The 15314-nt window shown below is 56.3% G+C and carries 12 protein-coding genes; 5 read left to right on the top strand and 7 right to left on the bottom strand.

Annotated features, from left to right (window positions below; translation table 11 throughout):
- Window positions 1-41: 41 nt before the first annotated feature.
- Window positions 42-1160, bottom strand: a complete 1119-nt coding sequence (locus tag KTR07_RS26655; RefSeq protein ID WP_004319196.1) for a site-specific integrase — start codon at window positions 1158-1160, stop codon at window positions 42-44.
- A 58-nt stretch (window positions 1161-1218) separates the two neighbouring features.
- Window positions 1219-1386, bottom strand: a complete 168-nt coding sequence (locus KTR07_RS26650) for a hypothetical protein (RefSeq protein WP_004303813.1) — start codon at window positions 1384-1386, stop codon at window positions 1219-1221.
- An 87-nt stretch (window positions 1387-1473) separates the two neighbouring features.
- Here KTR07_RS26650 and KTR07_RS26645 point away from each other — a divergent pair, with 87 nt between their 5' ends.
- The 5 genes from KTR07_RS26645 (at window position 1474) to KTR07_RS26625 (ending at window position 11967) form a co-directional block, all read left to right on the top strand.
- Entirely contained in the window at window positions 1474-2931 is a 1458-nt protein-coding gene (locus tag KTR07_RS26645) for a DUF3945 domain-containing protein (protein ID WP_004295478.1), read from the top strand.
- Window positions 2932-2934: 3 nt separating this feature from the next.
- Window positions 2935-3150 carry a hypothetical protein gene (locus tag KTR07_RS26640; RefSeq protein ID WP_004319199.1) on the top strand — a complete coding sequence of 72 codons (216 nt, stop codon included), beginning with the start codon at window positions 2935-2937 and terminating at the stop codon, window positions 3148-3150.
- Between the two features lie 15 nt (window positions 3151-3165).
- Window positions 3166-5265, top strand: a complete 2100-nt coding sequence (locus tag KTR07_RS26635; protein ID WP_004319201.1) for a type IA DNA topoisomerase — start codon at window positions 3166-3168, stop codon at window positions 5263-5265.
- A gap of 143 nt (window positions 5266-5408) precedes the next feature.
- Window positions 5409-5858 (top strand): DUF1896 family protein, encoded by a 450-nt coding sequence (locus KTR07_RS26630; RefSeq protein ID WP_004295482.1) that lies wholly within the window; start codon window positions 5409-5411, stop codon window positions 5856-5858.
- The gene (locus KTR07_RS26625) at window positions 5845-11967 is read left to right on the top strand and encodes a helicase-related protein (protein ID WP_217315543.1); all 6123 of its coding nucleotides are present in this window, start codon (window positions 5845-5847) and stop codon (window positions 11965-11967) included. The genes KTR07_RS26630 and KTR07_RS26625 overlap by 14 nt, the downstream gene beginning before the upstream one ends.
- Before the next feature lie 63 nt (window positions 11968-12030).
- On the opposite strand, the gene KTR07_RS26620 is transcribed toward KTR07_RS26625, so the two are convergent.
- The 5 genes from KTR07_RS26620 to KTR07_RS26600 form a co-directional block, all read right to left on the bottom strand.
- Window positions 12031-13044: a YhcG family protein gene (locus tag KTR07_RS26620; protein ID WP_004319206.1), complete on the bottom strand. Its 1014-nt coding sequence runs from the start codon at window positions 13042-13044 to the stop codon at window positions 12031-12033.
- A gap of 135 nt (window positions 13045-13179) precedes the next feature.
- On the bottom strand, window positions 13180-13506 hold the full coding sequence (locus tag KTR07_RS26615) for a helix-turn-helix domain-containing protein (RefSeq protein WP_004295487.1): 327 nt from the start codon (window positions 13504-13506) through the stop codon (window positions 13180-13182).
- A gap of 3 nt (window positions 13507-13509) precedes the next feature.
- Window positions 13510-13821, bottom strand: coding sequence for a helix-turn-helix domain-containing protein (locus KTR07_RS26610; protein WP_004303820.1), 312 nt, complete (start codon window positions 13819-13821; stop codon window positions 13510-13512).
- A gap of 398 nt (window positions 13822-14219) precedes the next feature.
- Window positions 14220-15080, bottom strand: coding sequence for an RteC domain-containing protein (locus KTR07_RS26605; RefSeq protein WP_004295489.1), 861 nt, complete (start codon window positions 15078-15080; stop codon window positions 14220-14222).
- Window positions 15081-15185: 105 nt separating this feature from the next.
- Window positions 15186-15314: helix-turn-helix domain-containing protein (locus KTR07_RS26600; protein WP_217315544.1), on the bottom strand; the 129-nt coding region annotated here is incomplete at its 5' end.

The following is a 15314-nucleotide window of genomic DNA, read 5'->3' as shown; positions in this document are numbered from 1 at the left end:
GTTATACTATCAGCCGATTTGGCTGTTATTTTCTTTAAGTATCAGACCTCGTCTTCCTCCATCAACAGATCGTCCAACGGGCTTTTGATATTGCTTTTGAAAGTGTCGGCTATGTGGACATACCTTTCTGTCGTCTTGATATTGTTATGTCCCATAAGCTCTTTCACTATCTTGATGTCGGTTCCCTGCTCCAGCAGGTGAGTGGCGAACGAATGGCGCAGCAGGTGCGGATAAATCCGTTTCGTGATTCCCGCTTCCCGGGCCGCTGCCTTCAGCCGTTTCGACACGATACTCTCGGTGAAAGGTTCTCCCGGTCTGTGTTCAAAAAGCCACACTTTCGGTTTGTATAGTCTGTTATATTCCGTCAGCTTTTTCATCAACGGTCTTGACAGCAGGGTGTAGCGGTCTTTTTTCCCTTTACCCTGCCGCACCCGTATCAGGGAGCGGGATTCGTTGATGTCGCCGGGTTTCAGTTCCAGCAGTTCGCTGATGCGCAACCCTGCGGAATAGAGTATGGAGAACATACAGAAGAAACGCAGGTCTGTCACCGTCACGTCGAGTATTTTCTTTATTTCCTCCTTGCTCAACACGTCGGGCAGCGTCTTCTCCCGTTTGGCACGGTTCACCTTGTAACACCGCCGTTCCTGACCGAGAACTTTCTCGTAATAGAACTTGATGGCGTTGATACGCTGGTTTTGCTGGCAGGAGGATATGTTTTTCTCGTGGATGAGATACAGCAGGTAGTCGTTTATCTCGCCGGGAGTAACCGTTTCAATCTTACGCCCCTCGAAATGCTGTTGGAAATCGCGGAAATAGGAGGTATATACCCTTACGGTATGGTCACTGTAACGCACTTGCTGAAGTTTTTCCAGATAGCCTTCCGGCAGTGGCGGCCGTTTGTCTTCCTCTTTACGGGGTGCGGTTTCCTTGATGGCAGAATAGTCTATAAACGCCATTTTTACATAGCGGTCGAAGAACTCGGCAAGCACGAAATCTTCTGCCGGCAGATAAGCCCTGCCGCCGACAAGCAGTACGTTTTCTTCCTTCGACAGCGACAAGCGGATGTCATTGTCATTACCGAAAGTCACTTCGACAAATTCTCTCCCGTTTCTTATCACCGGAGAAAGTTTGATCTTGGTTTTTGGGGTATATATTTCCATGCCTCACGTTTTGTCGGATATTGAAACCCGTTTTCGCAAATTTATAAAAAAACACGGGTTATCCATGCGCTTTATTGACATTTAACAATAGATCCCGACTACCTGACAAATAAGGTGAGGAGCCACGAAAATACCCTCTGCCAAATCCGTCCTTCCCGGCACTCCGTTTCTCCGATTTCCTCTGCCCTGCGCCACAAGCGGCCACTTCTGTGCCCGATGCTTCCATAGCCTTTCCAACTCTTTTACGTTCAGCCGGTTCCCCTTACTTTCGTTCCCGCATCGCTATTGGTGCTAACTAAAAACACTCGTAATTATGGACGAAAACGTAAAGAACGACGCTAAACAAGTCATGCTCGTTCAGAATGCCGACGACGGACGACTACAAGCCGTTACCGGCGTGGATCAGGACGGCAATATCCAGACCGCCGACCCCACGGATCAGAACGTGGCGAGCCTGCTGAACGTGAACACGCAGGATTCAGCCCTCGAAGCCTTCTTCAAAAAGTTCATGGAACAGGCCCAGAACCCCGTCCACACGGGTATCTTCGTCATGACGGAGAATGCCCTGAACAAACTTATCCGCATCGACTTCGACCCGGAGATTCTGGAAAATTACCGTATCGACCCCTCCGAACGGCTCCAGACGCAGGAGCAGCGGCAGTTCGAGCCGCTGGACGTCACGAAGATAGACCTGGCGGATATGGAGAAGAAAGGTATCCGCATGGAGGACATCGAGCCGCACCTGAAAGCCATGTCTTACGGACATAAATCCAACGGGCTGGTGGAGATGAACCCCGAACTGGAGAACGGGATGCGTGTTTCCACCAAAGGGCGCGTGTCGCTCGAAGAGCAGGCGGACGGCTCGCTGCGCGTCGTGCCGCATTACTGGCAGGAACGACCCGACCTCGACGCCCCCTTCCACGGGGTGCTGCTCGATGAGGAGGCGAAAACGAACCTGATGAACACCCGTCATGCCGGGAAAGTGATCGACCTGGAGCTGGAGCCGGGCAAGCTCACGCCCTGCTACGTGTCGATAGACAAATGGACGAACACGCTGGAACCCATGCCCGTTTCGTTACTCGAAAAACGTGCCCGCATCAAGGAGGCCGACCTCTCGGAAGGCAAGCAGATGGATTTCTACGGCGGCGGCAAGGTGTTGCTCGAAGGATATACCACCCGCGCGGGTTATAAGCGGGATGCCTATATCCAAATCGACGCGGCCGAACGTAACTATTCCTTTACCTACGACGGTTTGGATCGCAACCGCTACGCCCAGGAGAACAAGGAGATTTACCGCCAGAAGGCCGCCGAGAAAAACGGACGGCAGGAAACTACGGCCTCCGAACGACAGCCCACGCTCACGATTCACCGGACAATCCTCAAAGCCTCCGTGCCCAAAGAGGCTTATGACCAATGGACGGAAGCGGTGAATGATCCCTCCAAGCGGGCGGATGTCAAAGCTTTCTACATCAAGGGCATGGTCAAGGACGGGCAGGGTGAGCCGTTCAACGCCTGGGTCAAGCCCAACTTCGAGCGTAACAAGATGGACTTCTTCCGCTGGAATCCCGACCGTGCGAAACGGCAGGGAGCGGAGGTCAAACCCGCCGTTGAAAGCCGTACCCAGGTCGCCGTCAATTCCGAGGGCAAGACCGTCGAAGCGGTCAAAGGTGTGAAAGAGCCGCTCAAGCAGGGACAGCAGGAAGCCACCCCGACGCAGAAGAAAAATTACCGCAGCAGCAAAAAGAGCAACTCCAAAGGTGTCAAGGTATAACGTATGAAATGGTTCTACATGCAGGCCGGAGCCATGCCGCTCCTGATCGCGGCGCTGGCCGCCTTGTACCTCCGGCCGGGTAAACGCAGCCCCCCGGAGGAGGCGGACGACGGACGGCAGTATTACGACGGGAACGGCAACCATGTCTATTACGACCGCCGGCTGATCGCCCGTCCGGAAAAAGAGAAAGAAGAAGAACTACAAGAAAACAACCACTGAAAAATCCGAATCATCATGCAAGTAATTATCGCAGAAAAGCCCTCGGTGGCGCGTGAGATCGCCGCCATCGTGGGAGCCACGAACCGTAAAGACGGTTTTATCGAGGGAAACGGCTACGCCGTAACCTGGGCCTTCGGCCACCTGGTCGGGCTGGCAATGCCCCAACAGTACGGCATCGCGGGTTTCCGCCGGGAAAACCTGCCTATCCTGCCATCATCGTTCATCCTCCTGCCCCGGCAGGTTCGGGAGGGTAAAGAGTATAAGGCCGACCCGGGTGTCGTGAAGCAGCTCGGTATTCTCCGGGAATTGTTCGGCATGGCCGAGCGCATCATCGTCGCGACCGACGCGGGGCGTGAAGGGGAGCTGATCTTCCGCTACATCTACTCTTACCTGGAATGCCGCACCCCTTTCGTGCGGTTATGGATCAGCAGCCTGACCGACCGGGCCATCCGCGAGGGGTTACAACACCTCCGCCCCGGCAACGAATACGACAACCTTTACCTCTCGGCCAAAGCCCGCAGCGAAGCCGACTGGATCGTCGGTATCAACGCCTCGCAAGCGCTTGCCGTGGCTGCCGGGCGGGGCGTCTGGTCGCTCGGACGGGTGCAGACCCCCACGCTGGCGATCATCTGCTCCCGTTACCTGGAGAACAAGGCGTTCAAGCCCGCCACCTATTTCCGGCTGAAGCTCTCCACGGCAAAGGAGGGCACGGAGTTCACCGTCCTCTCCACGGAGAAATTCGACGGCAGGGAGAAGGCGGAAGCAGCCCGCGCCGAGGTTATCGGCGTCCGAACGGTACGCGTCGTGAACGTGGAGCGCAAGGAGGCCAGGGAACAGCCGCCTCTCTTGTACGACCTGACGACACTCCAAAAAGAGGCCAACAGCCGGTATGGTTTTTCGGCAGAAAAAACGCTCGACATCGCCCAGTCGCTTTACGAGAAGAAGTTCATCACTTATCCCCGTACCGGCTCACGCTATATATCGGAAGATGTGGCCGAGGAGATTCCGGCACTCATCGGGAACATGACACGCTATCCCCGTTTCGCGGAATACGCGGGCAGGATGGATACCGCATCTCTCTCCCGCCGAAGCGTGGACAACGAAAAGATCGCCGACCACCACGCGCTGCTTCCCACCGAGAACCTCCCCTCCGAACTGGATGCCGACCACCGCATCGTCTATGAGATGGTCGCGGGGCGGATGCTCGAAACCTTTTCCGGGGCCTGCGTGAAAGAAAACACTTTCCTTACCCTGCAAAGCGCGGGACATGATTTCACGGCCCGCGGCAGTATCATGGTCGAGACGGGCTGGCGGGCCGTCCTGAATGAACCTGTCGAAGAGAAAGAGGAGGACATGACCCTCCTTCCCGACATCGTGCAAGGCGACGAGCTGCCCGTCAAAGGATGCGGCACGGAACAGAAACAGACCCGGCCGCGCCCCCTTCACACGGAATCGAGCCTGCTGGCGGCGATGGAAACCGCCGGACGCGAACTGTCCGACGAGGCCGAACGCGAGGCGATGAAAGATGCCGGCATCGGCACGCCCGCCACCCGTGCCGCCATCATCGAAACGCTCTTTGCCCGCGAGTATGTCAGGCGAGAGAAAAAGTCGCTTGTACCCACGGACAAGGGACTGGCCGTGTATGCCGTGGTCAGGGACAAGAAGATTGCCGATGTCGCCATGACGGGCGGCTGGGAACTGGCCCTCTCGAAGATCGCCACCGGGGAGATGGACGCCCCGACGTTCCATCGCGGTATCGAGGTCTTCACCTCGCAAATCGCCAAAGAACTGCTGGAAGCAAGAATCGACGGCGCGGAGAGTGACACAGCCTGCCCGCGTTGCGGCAGGCCCGTGGTGTTCTATCCCAAACTCGCCAAGTGTCAGAATCCCGATTGCGGCCTGACCGTATGGAGAACCGTGGGCCGCAAGGAGCTGACCGACAAGCAGCTCGCGGAACTGCTGACCAAAGGCAAAACCGGCACGATCCGGGGATTCGTCAAAAACGGCGGCGGAACGTTCGACGCGGCCCTCACGCTCGATGACCAGTTCAAGACCTCGTTCGTTTTCGAACCGCGCGATACTCCCAGGCAGGGAAAGAGGAACAAACGGAAATAATCGTTACCTTTGCCACTGGAAAAGACCTGTCATAACGAGATACGCTTGTTTGATAAGGATTTTTTCAGTGGTCGGCGCTTCGGGTGGGAACCCGGGGCGCCTTTCTCTTCCCCGATTATCAACGACCACTAAAAATTCTTATCATGCCAGACAAGCAACACCATACCCCCACGGGGGAATTGTCCTATTACGGACTTTCGTTACTATCCTACCTCAAGGACAGCCACCCGGAACTCATCGCCGAAAGTGAGTTCATCGCCGAGCGGGCCGACAGCGCCGCCCAAGCGTACAGCGAGGCGATCCGTTCGGGCTGCAACCACATCGAGGCCGAAGAAATTGCCCGCGAGGAACTCTGCCGCGGACTGCACTTTTCACCCTACAACACGCTGGTAAACATCCTCTGGAGGGAATTCGAGGCGGAGATTCCCGAGGATACCGCCCGGCAGGCGGCTCTACGCCTGCTGCCCCTCTGCCGCGGGGTGCTGGAGAAGTACGACCTCACGGACGACTTCGCCGACACGCCCGACTATGAACTGTTCTATACCGAACTGACGGGAACCGTCCAAATACTTCTCGAAGATGGCATTCAATAAGAAAACCCACCTCCGCCAGAATATCGACGCGCTGAAGACGGCCTTCACGCTCGACAGGGAACGGCGGGCGCCGACTCCCGAAGAAGAAAGGACACTCGGCGCATACAGCGGCTTCGGCGCCATCAAGGAAGTGCTGGAAAACCCCACCGGGAAACCGGACAAGGACGGCATGGCAACGCTCGTGGCCGAGTTGCAAGAGGTCATCAGGGCGAACACCCCCGACGAACGGGAATACAAGCGCTACATGGACGGGATCAAGAACTCCGTCCTGACGGCTTTTTACACGCCCCCGAAAGTGGCAGACGCCATCGTGGAGGCGATATGGGACACGCGGATCGTCCCCAAACGTATTCTTGACCCCAGTGCGGGAACGGGGGTTTTCGTCAGTGCCGTGGATTTCCACGCCCCCTATGCGGAGATCACCTGCTTCGAGAAAGACCCCGCCACGGGGTTGATCCTGAAGCACCTGCACCCCGAAAAACGGGTGCGGGTACAGGGATTCGAGCGCATCGAACCCAAATACGCCGGTTACTACGACGTGGCCGTGAGCAACATCCCTTTCGGGGACGTGGCGCTCTTCGACCCGTTCTTCTCCACCCATACCGACCCCGTGCGGCGGCAAGGCACACGGGCGCTGCACAACTATTTTTTCATGAAGTCCGTCGATATGGTACGCGAGGGCGGCCTGGTGGCATTCATCACCTCGCAGGGAGTATTGAACGCCGAGCAGGGACGCCCCGTGCGCGAGTGGCTGATGAACCGCTGCGAGCCCGTATCGGCCATCCGGCTGCCGAACAACCTCTTTACAGAACACGCGGGGACGGAGGTCGGCAGCGACCTGGTTATCCTGCAAAAGAAAGCCGCCACGGGGGAACTGTCCGAACGGCAGCGGGATTTCATCGAATCCCGCAAGCTGTCGAACGGCATCCGGATAAACAACCTTTTCCAGTCGTTCGACAGGGTGATCCATACCGAGGCCAAAGTAGGCAAAGACCCCTACGGCAAACCGGCGATGGAGTTCACCCACGCGGAGGGCGTGGACGGCATCGACCGGGAGATGCGGCGTATGCTCTCGGAGGATTTCAACCGGCATTTCAACGAGAGTTATTGCCTGGAACATGCTCCGGAACAGACACCCGGTACACCGGAGCGGGAATTGTCCCGTCCCCGTCAGGCGGAACGCCAGCGTGCCGAAAGACACGAGCCCCGCCTTGCCGGAGAAATCGTCAAGGAGATTATCGCCGATGCCCGTAACCTTCAGCAGCAGCGGGAAGAGGAGGAAAAACGCCGCGTCGTCGCCGAAATGGCGGCACAGGGCTACCATGTCGATACCGAAACCGGGGAGATTACCCGAATCGAAAACAAACCCGGACAAGTGTTACCGGATTCTGCCGCCACTCCCGCCGGAGAACCGACCGGAGAGGATCTGGCCGACTTCGGGGCCTGGTCGAAAGAGCGGGAGAATCGCTTGTGGGAGCAGCACCCGCCGAAACCCGAAGATTTCGGCATGGCGGATACTCCCGTGCAGCACGTGGGCGGAACAACGGAACCGAAACCGCAGGAGGGCTTCGCCGGGTCGCTTTTCGACACGGTGGAAACGGCGGCTCCCGTACCTGCCACCCAAGCTGCCGAACCGGTAAACGTGCAGCAGGAACCGTTGCTGACGCTCTACGATCTGTTCGGCTTCAGCGCCGAGGAGCGGCGGCAGGCAGAACTCGGTATATCCAAGAAAAGGAACAGCCGCCGGGGAGCAAAGCGGAAGACGCCCCGGCAACCCTCGTTATTCGCCCCGGCCTCCTCTCCGGAGGAACAGAAGAGCGAAATGCCGAAAACGACGCCACCGGAGCGTGATCCCGAAGACTTGTATGCCTCCCTGAACTGGGAGGACAACCCGCCGATCAACGGCTTTTACGAGATGATGATGTCGCTTACCCCGGAACGGAGGGCGGAATTGCGCCGGCAAAACGCCCGGCAGCAGGAAACCCCGGAACAGCGGGAACGGCAGGCGGTACGCCCCCCGACGGAAGCCCCGAAAGACAGACGGAAACAAGCCGCCGGTACGCCGAGAACGGGCAGCCTGTTCGACACGCCGGACAATCCGGAGGAGGAAGAACCCGGTAAAGAAATGCCGCAGATACGGGAGGCGGATATGAAACCCCGCCCGTTCGAGGGTGAGGTCGCCCCCTATTTCCGCGAAGGGACACTCGTCACGGACGGACAAAACCGGGTCGGCTACCTGCGGGGGATTGAATCCCTGCAACCCATGTTCCACCCGCTGGAACTCACGCCTGCACAACGGACGAAAGCCTCCATGTATATCGAGATACGCGATGCCTATTACCACCTTTATAACAACGAGGCGGAAACGCTGACGGCGAACCCCGCCCTGCGGGAGATGCTCAACCGGCTTTACGACAATTTCACCGAACGCTTCGGACGGCTCAATGACAAACGCAACCTCGACCTGATCAAGATGGACGCGCGGGGGACGGAGATTCTATCGCTGGAGCGTTACATCGACGGCAAGGCACGCAAAGCCGACATCTTCGAGCGTCCCGTGGCCTTCAATCCCGATGAGATCACGCACGCCGACGACGCTTCGGAGGCCCTTGTGGCCAGCCTGAACAAGTACGGCCGGGTGGAACCGCACTACATGGCCTCGCTCACGGGAACTACCGTGGAGGGAATACTCGGGGAACTGAAAGGACGTATCTATTACAACCCGGAAACGGACGGCTACGAGGTTGCCGACAAGTTCATCGCCGGCAATGTCATCGGGAAAGCCGAACGGATCGAGGCGTTCCTGCGGGAGAATCCCGACCACGCCCCGGCCCGGGAATCGCTGGAGGCTCTGCGCGAGGCGACGCCCAAACCCATCGCTTTCGACGACCTGGACTTCAACCTGGGCGAACGGTGGATTCCAAAAGGTGTTTACGAGCGTTTCGCCTCCTCGCTCTTCGATACGGAGGTGAAGATCACCTTCGCCTCCAACCTGGACGAGTACGGCGTGAAGGCGGAAGCGACGAACGTGAAGATCACGGAGCAGTATGCCGTCAGCGCGCAGACCCGTAAGTACAACGGCCTGCACCTTTTGAAACACGCCCTGCAAAACACTTCGCCCGACATCACCAAGACCGTCCTCAAATGGGTGGACGGCGAACGGCGGGAGGTCAAAGTGCGTGACGGGGAGGCCATACAGCTCGCCAACAGCAAGATAGACGAGATCCGGGGTGCTTTCCCCGAATGGCTGCGCGAGCAGTCGTCCGACTTCAAAGACCGCCTGACAGACCTCTATAACCGTACTTTCAACTGTTACGTGCGCCCGAAGTACGACGGGACGCACCAGGAATTCCCCGACCTCGACCTCAAGGGGCTGGGAATAGACAATCTGTATGACAGCCAGAAGGACGCGATATGGATGGACAAACTGCTCGGCGGCGGGATAATCGACCACGAGGTGGGCGGCGGAAAGACCCTCATCATGTGCTGCGGGGCCTACGAGAAGAAACGCCTCGGGCTGGCCAATAAACCCATGATTATCGGGCTGAAAGCCAACATCCATGAAATAGCCCGGACGTTCTGTACCGCTTACCCGATGGCCAAAGTCCTCTACCCGGGCAAGGAGGATTTCACGCCCCGGAAGCGTGAGCGCATCTTCCGGGAGATACGCAACAACGACTGGGACGCCGTGATCCTCTCGCACGAACAGTTCGGCATGATACCCCAGTCTCCGGAGATACAGCAGGAGATATTGCAGGCCGAGCTGGACTGTGTGGAGGAGAACCTCGAAGTGCTCAAAGCACAAGGCAGGGACGTTTCCCGCGCCATGATGAAAGGGTGTCAGAAACGCAAGGCCAACCTGGAAGCCAAGTTGCAGAAGGTGGCGCACGCGCTGGAAACACGCAAGGACGACGCCGTGGACTTCCGCCTCATGGGTATCGACCACCTCTACGTGGACGAGAGCCATAAATTCAAGAACCTGACTTTCACGACCCGGCATGACCGGGTGGCGGGCCTCGGAAATCCCGAGGGGTCGCAGCGGGCGCTCAACATGCTTTTCGCGCTGCGTACCATACAGCAGCGCACGGGCCGCGACCTGGGGGCGACGTTCCTCTCGGGAACGACCATCTCCAACTCGCTCACGGAACTGTACCTGCTTTTCAAGTACCTGCGCCCGAAGGAACTGGAGCGTCAGAATATCCGCACCTTCGATGCCTGGGCGGCCATATTTGCCAAGAAAACCATCGACTACGAGTTTTCCGTGACCAACGAGGTCGTGCAGAAAGAACGGTTCCGATATTTCATCAAGGTTCCCGAACTGGCCATGTTCTACTCCGAGATTACAGATTACCGCTCGGCGGAGGATATAGGGATCGACCGACCGCAAAAGAACGAGATATTGCACAATATCCCGCCGACACCCCAGCAGACGGAGTTCATAGAACGGCTGGTGCAGTTCGCCAAATCGGGCGATGCCACGCTCCTGGGCCGCCTGCCGCTCTCGGAGCGGGAGGAAAAGGCGAAAATGCTCATTGCCACAGACTACGCCCGCAAGATGTCGCTCGATATGCGTATGATAGACCCCGAACTATACAGCGACCACGTGGACAACAAGGCGAGCCACTGCGCCCGTATGATTGCCGGTTACTACCGCCGTTTCGAGGCGTACAAAGGTACGCAGTTCGTATTCTCCGACCTGGGAACCTACAAACCCGGAGCGGGGTGGAACGTCTATTCCGAGATACGGCGTAAACTCGCGGAGGATTACGGCATACCCCAAAGCGAGGTGCGGTTCATCCAGGAGGCGACCTCGGAAAAAGCGCGCAAGGAGATGATCGCCGGTATGAACGCCGGAAAAATCCGCGTACTCTTCGGATCGACCGAGATGCTCGGGACGGGAGTGAACGCGCAGAAACGCTGCGTGGCGATACACCACCTGGACTGCCCCTGGCGTCCCAGCGACCTGGAGCAGCGCGACGGGCGGGGAATACGCACCGGGAACGAGATCGCCAAACTCCATGCCGACAACAAGGTGGACGTGATATTATACGCCGTCGAGAAGTCGCTCGACGCCTACAAGTTCGGGCTGTTGCACAACAAGCAACTGTTCATCCGCCAGCTCAAGACCAACAACATGGGAAGCCGTACCATCGACGAGGGGGCCATCGACGAGAAAAGCGGCATGAATTTTTCCGAGTATGTAGCCGTCCTCTCGGGAAATACAGACCTGCTGGACAAGGCCCGCCTGGAGAAGAAGATCGCCACGCTCGAAAGCGAACGCCAGGCATTCGTGCGCGGCAAATCATCGAGCCGCTACAAGCTGGAGCAGATCACGGAGAAGATAGAGAAGAACAACGACCTGATACGGCGTATCGGCAAGGATCTGGAACACTTCAAGGCCCGCGTCGAGTTCAACGAGGACGGCTCGTACCGCAATCCCGTGAAACTGAACGGGCTGGAAACCTCCGACCCCAAGCTCATCGGGAAACAGCTCAACCGTATCGCCGAAACGGCACGCACGCTCGACAGGCTCGAACCCATCGGGAGCCTCTACGGGTTCGAACTGCTCGTCCAGAGCGAAACGACCGGGAAAGACGGGCTCGACCTGGTGCAGAACCGTTTTTATGTCCGGGGTGAAGGGGATTATCTATACCAGTATAACTACGGGAATATCGCCTCCGACCCGCGACTGGCGGCGATGAACTTCATCCACGCGCTCGCGACCATCGAGCCGACACTGGAAAAATTCCGGAAAAAGAACGAGGAACTGGAGAAAGATATTCCCGTCCTGCGGGAAGTGGTGGAAAGTTCCTGGCGCAAGGAGCCCGAACTGACGGCCCTGAAAACTGACCTGACGGAAATAGACCGCAGGATACAGCAAAGCCTCAAACCGATAGAAGAGAGCGAGGGAAAGGAGGCGGAGGAGGATAACGACGTGTGCCGGGAACGGCATGACACGGCGGAAGAGCTCCCGAAGGAAGACAACACGGCGGCCCGTATTCCTTCCCGGCTGCGGCAGATTGCCGACGCCTCCGGGGGGCGCATCGTGATCGCGGGCGTGGGCAGCCCGCCGGAGAACGGCCCCGCAAAGAAAGGGATTAAGATGTAAGCGAAAAGCCGACGGAAGTACAGATTTCCGTCGGCTTTTTTCATATGCCCATGAGCGTTGTCGTCACACTTCCTGCAAGAGTGTTTGCAGCTCCTCCTGCGTGGGAAGATAGGTCATGTACTGGGCGGCGAAGACCTGCTTTTCATCTTCGGGCAGCGTATAACGGACGACCGCGTCGTTTTTCTCCGCGCAGAGGACGATACCCACCGGAGGGTTATCCCCGGGATTCATCAACTCACGGGTGTAGTAATTGACATACATCTGCATCTGCCCCAAATCCTGATGGGTCAGCTCCCCGGATTTAAGGTCTATTAAAACGAAACAGCGGGCCAGGTAATTGTAAAAGACCAGGTCGATGTAGAAATGCTTGTCGTCGAAGGAGATACGCTTCTGTCGCGCGACGAAGGCGAAGCCTTTCCCGAGTTCGAGCATCAAGCGCTGCAAGCGGCTGATGAGCAGTTGCTCCAGATCGGTTTCCAGAAAATGCTCTCCCTGGGGGATACCGAGAAACTCCAGGATATACGGGTCGCGGATGATCTCTTTGGGTTCGACACGCCCGGGTTCGGTACGGGAAATCTCCTCTTTCACGGCTTTCTTGTCTCGGCTGGCCAGCAGGCGGTCATAGAAAAGCGTGTTGATTTGGCGGTCGAGCTGCCGGACACTCCAGTTTTCCTTGACGCACTCGTGCAGGTAAAAATCACGGGCGGCATCGCCCGACACCTTGAGAAGCGTGCGGCAATGCGACCAGCTCAATTTATCACACAGCGTGTGATATTTCGGGTAGCACTGGTAAAACTGCCTCATGTACCGCAGGTTGGTGGCCGTGAACCCGTTTCCGAACTCCGCCACGAGCCGCCTGGAAAGGGTGTTGATGACAGCCTTGCCATATCCGGCACGGCCGGTTCCCTGCTGCTCGTACTCCACTATATATTTCCCTACCTGCCAGTAAGCCCTCACGAGGGTCGAATTGACATGATGTATCACCTTCGCGCGCGCTTCCTGCAAGATATGGCGCACGTTATGCAGTAGCTCTTCCTCCCCTTTGTCGGCAGGATATATTTTATCTGTTTCTTTCATTGTTCATTATTATATAGGCTTCCAAGTGCAAACATACTGATTTTACGGCAAATATCGAACGGTTGTACCGCCTTGTCGTGCCTTATTCCATGTATCTCCGCGTTTTTCCATGACGCCGGACTCTCGGGACAGGGCCTAACCGGAACCGGCAGGACGATCCTTTTTCAGCTTGCGGAAATTACTGAAGTTACGCTCGATGAACCGCAGGACGTCCGATTCCCGGTAGAAGGTCTTGTGATAGATCATCTCGTAAGGCAGCTCTCCCGAGGTGCGGTAACGCTGGAGTGTGCGCTTGCTGATATTGAGCATACGGCACAGGTCGTAATTGTCCAGAAGACGCTCCCCGTCAGGCAGGATGGAAAGCGGTTGCTCCACATCCCCCGCGCACAGCTTCTCAATACGTTCCAGCCGTTCCGAGAGCCGCTGCATCCATCCGTCGAAATATTCCTTATCCAGAAACATGGCCTACTCCTTTGGTCGGTTTTTGCGCCGCACGGAACGCTCCTTCAGCACACGGCGGATTTCCGTGAGGGAATAATACAGCTTCCGGTTGATGGCCGAATAGGTGATCACGTGATCCGAGCGGAGGCGTTGAAGGGTACGCCCGCTGATGCCCAGGTAACGGCAGACCTGCTCGCCGTCCATCCATTCGTCGTTTATATACTCCTTATTCCATGCACGCCCCTTTTCAGGGAGAGAGGCGATTGCAGCCTCTATTTTCTCTATACGCCCGACAAGCTCGTTATAGGCTCGCGAACCGATCACTATGATTTTCATACTCCTTTGTTTTTTAGTCTGTTACAAAGGTCGGGCTTATATGGACAGCTTAAAACGAGGTCGGTACGACTTTTTTTTGATAATTTGCAGTGAACTGATTCTCAACGGTTCATGCGGTGAAGAAGGCAGTGTTTTTTACCGAAATCCGCGGCCCGTACTCGGTATTTTTATTGGCAGAAATGCGATAGCATACTGTGATTCAACGCTTAACGGTGTTCTAATCCGGACGGGGCTACAACGGAACACCCGTATCGGCTCCTTATACGGGTGCAAATACGGGCGTTCGGGAAAGTTCCTTTCGAGAGTTACGGGGGAAAACCGACCTCGGTTCTTTTGTTATATACAACGCTGATTATCAGTGCTTCTATAAGAAATAGAGTGCTTTACCGGTTCATGTTCTACTCGGAATTGCCGTTTTTCTTGTTTCGCTTCCACGTCTGCATACGTTTAAGCAGGGCCTCTTTCGCCTTGTCAAGCCACGGTGTCGGGTTGTTTCGGATTTTCATATCGCAGAATGTCCTCGAAAGGTTCATGTCGAGGTGTACGTTGAAAGCGTTGGAAATGTAGCTGGCAAGTTGCGTGAGTGGCACATTGCCGAAACAGCCTTTACTGTCGAGCAGGTAAATAAGTTCCGTCAGATCCGTCTTCGAGTCCTGCCATGTCGGACGCACGTCAGGCAATGGCAGAACCATGTTCCGGAGGTTCGTGCTCTCCAGTGATTCCAATTCGCCCATAAGATAAACCGACAACATATCGTTGGCCAGGATTTTCGCCACCTTGAAATCCGCGTTTGTCGAAAACTGCGGGTCGAGTTCATAGTAGAAGGTTTCCAGGTATTGCTCCGTGTCGGTCTGCCCGCGCAGGAAATAGAGGCTGTCCAGGTGTGTAGCGCCGCTGCGGAAATAGCGGATAAAGTCAAGGCGTTTCTGCGTGTACGCGTTGATGGCCCGAACATGGGCGTCCAGGTACTCCCGTTGTGCCTCGATACTTCCTACCGGACGGTTCATCTCGATATTGTAGAGCTTGCGGTAATAGATCAGACGGCAAAAAAGACGGGGTTTGATTTCTTTGAAGAACTTTATTTCCTCGTCATCGTTTTGAAAACGGTAGCCGATGATATATTGTTTCAAACGGTCGAACGCTTCTCCCAGGACACGTGACGCTTCAAGCGACTTTTTCAACACGTCGGTATCCCGCGATTCGATACGTTCGATACTCCGCAGGACTTCGCTGTTTAATTTTTCTATAAATGCAATCATAATCCGTCTTGTTACTTTCGCGTATAAAGTTAGCGAATCGAAAAACCGGCGGATTACGATTTTTATCTTTCTCTTCGTTTTTTTATCACGAGGCCGATTTTAATGTCAGATCCGGCCTTCCTGGCGGATGGAAGTGGGATTGCTCCCCATATTCCGCTTGCAAAAGTCCGTAAAGTGGGATTGGGCGGAGAAACCGCACATGTAGGCTATTTCCTGCAACGTGTAGTGTGTCGT

Origin of the sequence: Bacteroides sp. MSK.20.82 (assembly GCF_019052485.1) — a bacterium.
Classification (GTDB): domain Bacteria; phylum Bacteroidota; class Bacteroidia; order Bacteroidales; family Bacteroidaceae; genus Bacteroides; species Bacteroides thetaiotaomicron.
Note: the sequence above shows the minus strand (reverse complement) of the source record. Positions and strands in the feature narration are given on the sequence as shown.

Excerpts from the sequence above, each read along its gene's own strand:
- KTR07_RS26625 (WP_217315543.1), top strand. The coding sequence starts at position 5,845 with ATGGCATTCAATAAGAAAACCCACCTCCGCCAGAATATCGACGCGCTG.
- KTR07_RS26605 (WP_004295489.1), bottom strand. The coding sequence starts at position 15,080 with ATGATTGCATTTATAGAAAAATTAAACAGCGAAGTCCTGCGGAGTATC.
- KTR07_RS26650 (WP_004303813.1), bottom strand. The coding sequence starts at position 1,386 with ATGGAAGCATCGGGCACAGAAGTGGCCGCTTGTGGCGCAGGGCAGAGG.
- KTR07_RS26620 (WP_004319206.1), bottom strand. The coding sequence starts at position 13,044 with ATGAAAGAAACAGATAAAATATATCCTGCCGACAAAGGGGAGGAAGAG.
- KTR07_RS26610 (WP_004303820.1), bottom strand. The coding sequence starts at position 13,821 with ATGAAAATCATAGTGATCGGTTCGCGAGCCTATAACGAGCTTGTCGGG.
- KTR07_RS26635 (WP_004319201.1), top strand. The coding sequence starts at position 3,166 with ATGCAAGTAATTATCGCAGAAAAGCCCTCGGTGGCGCGTGAGATCGCC.
- KTR07_RS26645 (WP_004295478.1), top strand. The coding sequence starts at position 1,474 with ATGGACGAAAACGTAAAGAACGACGCTAAACAAGTCATGCTCGTTCAG.
- KTR07_RS26630 (WP_004295482.1), top strand. The coding sequence starts at position 5,409 with ATGCCAGACAAGCAACACCATACCCCCACGGGGGAATTGTCCTATTAC.
- KTR07_RS26615 (WP_004295487.1), bottom strand. The coding sequence starts at position 13,506 with ATGTTTCTGGATAAGGAATATTTCGACGGATGGATGCAGCGGCTCTCG.
- KTR07_RS26640 (WP_004319199.1), top strand. The coding sequence starts at position 2,935 with ATGAAATGGTTCTACATGCAGGCCGGAGCCATGCCGCTCCTGATCGCG.
- KTR07_RS26655 (WP_004319196.1), bottom strand. The coding sequence starts at position 1,160 with ATGGAAATATATACCCCAAAAACCAAGATCAAACTTTCTCCGGTGATA.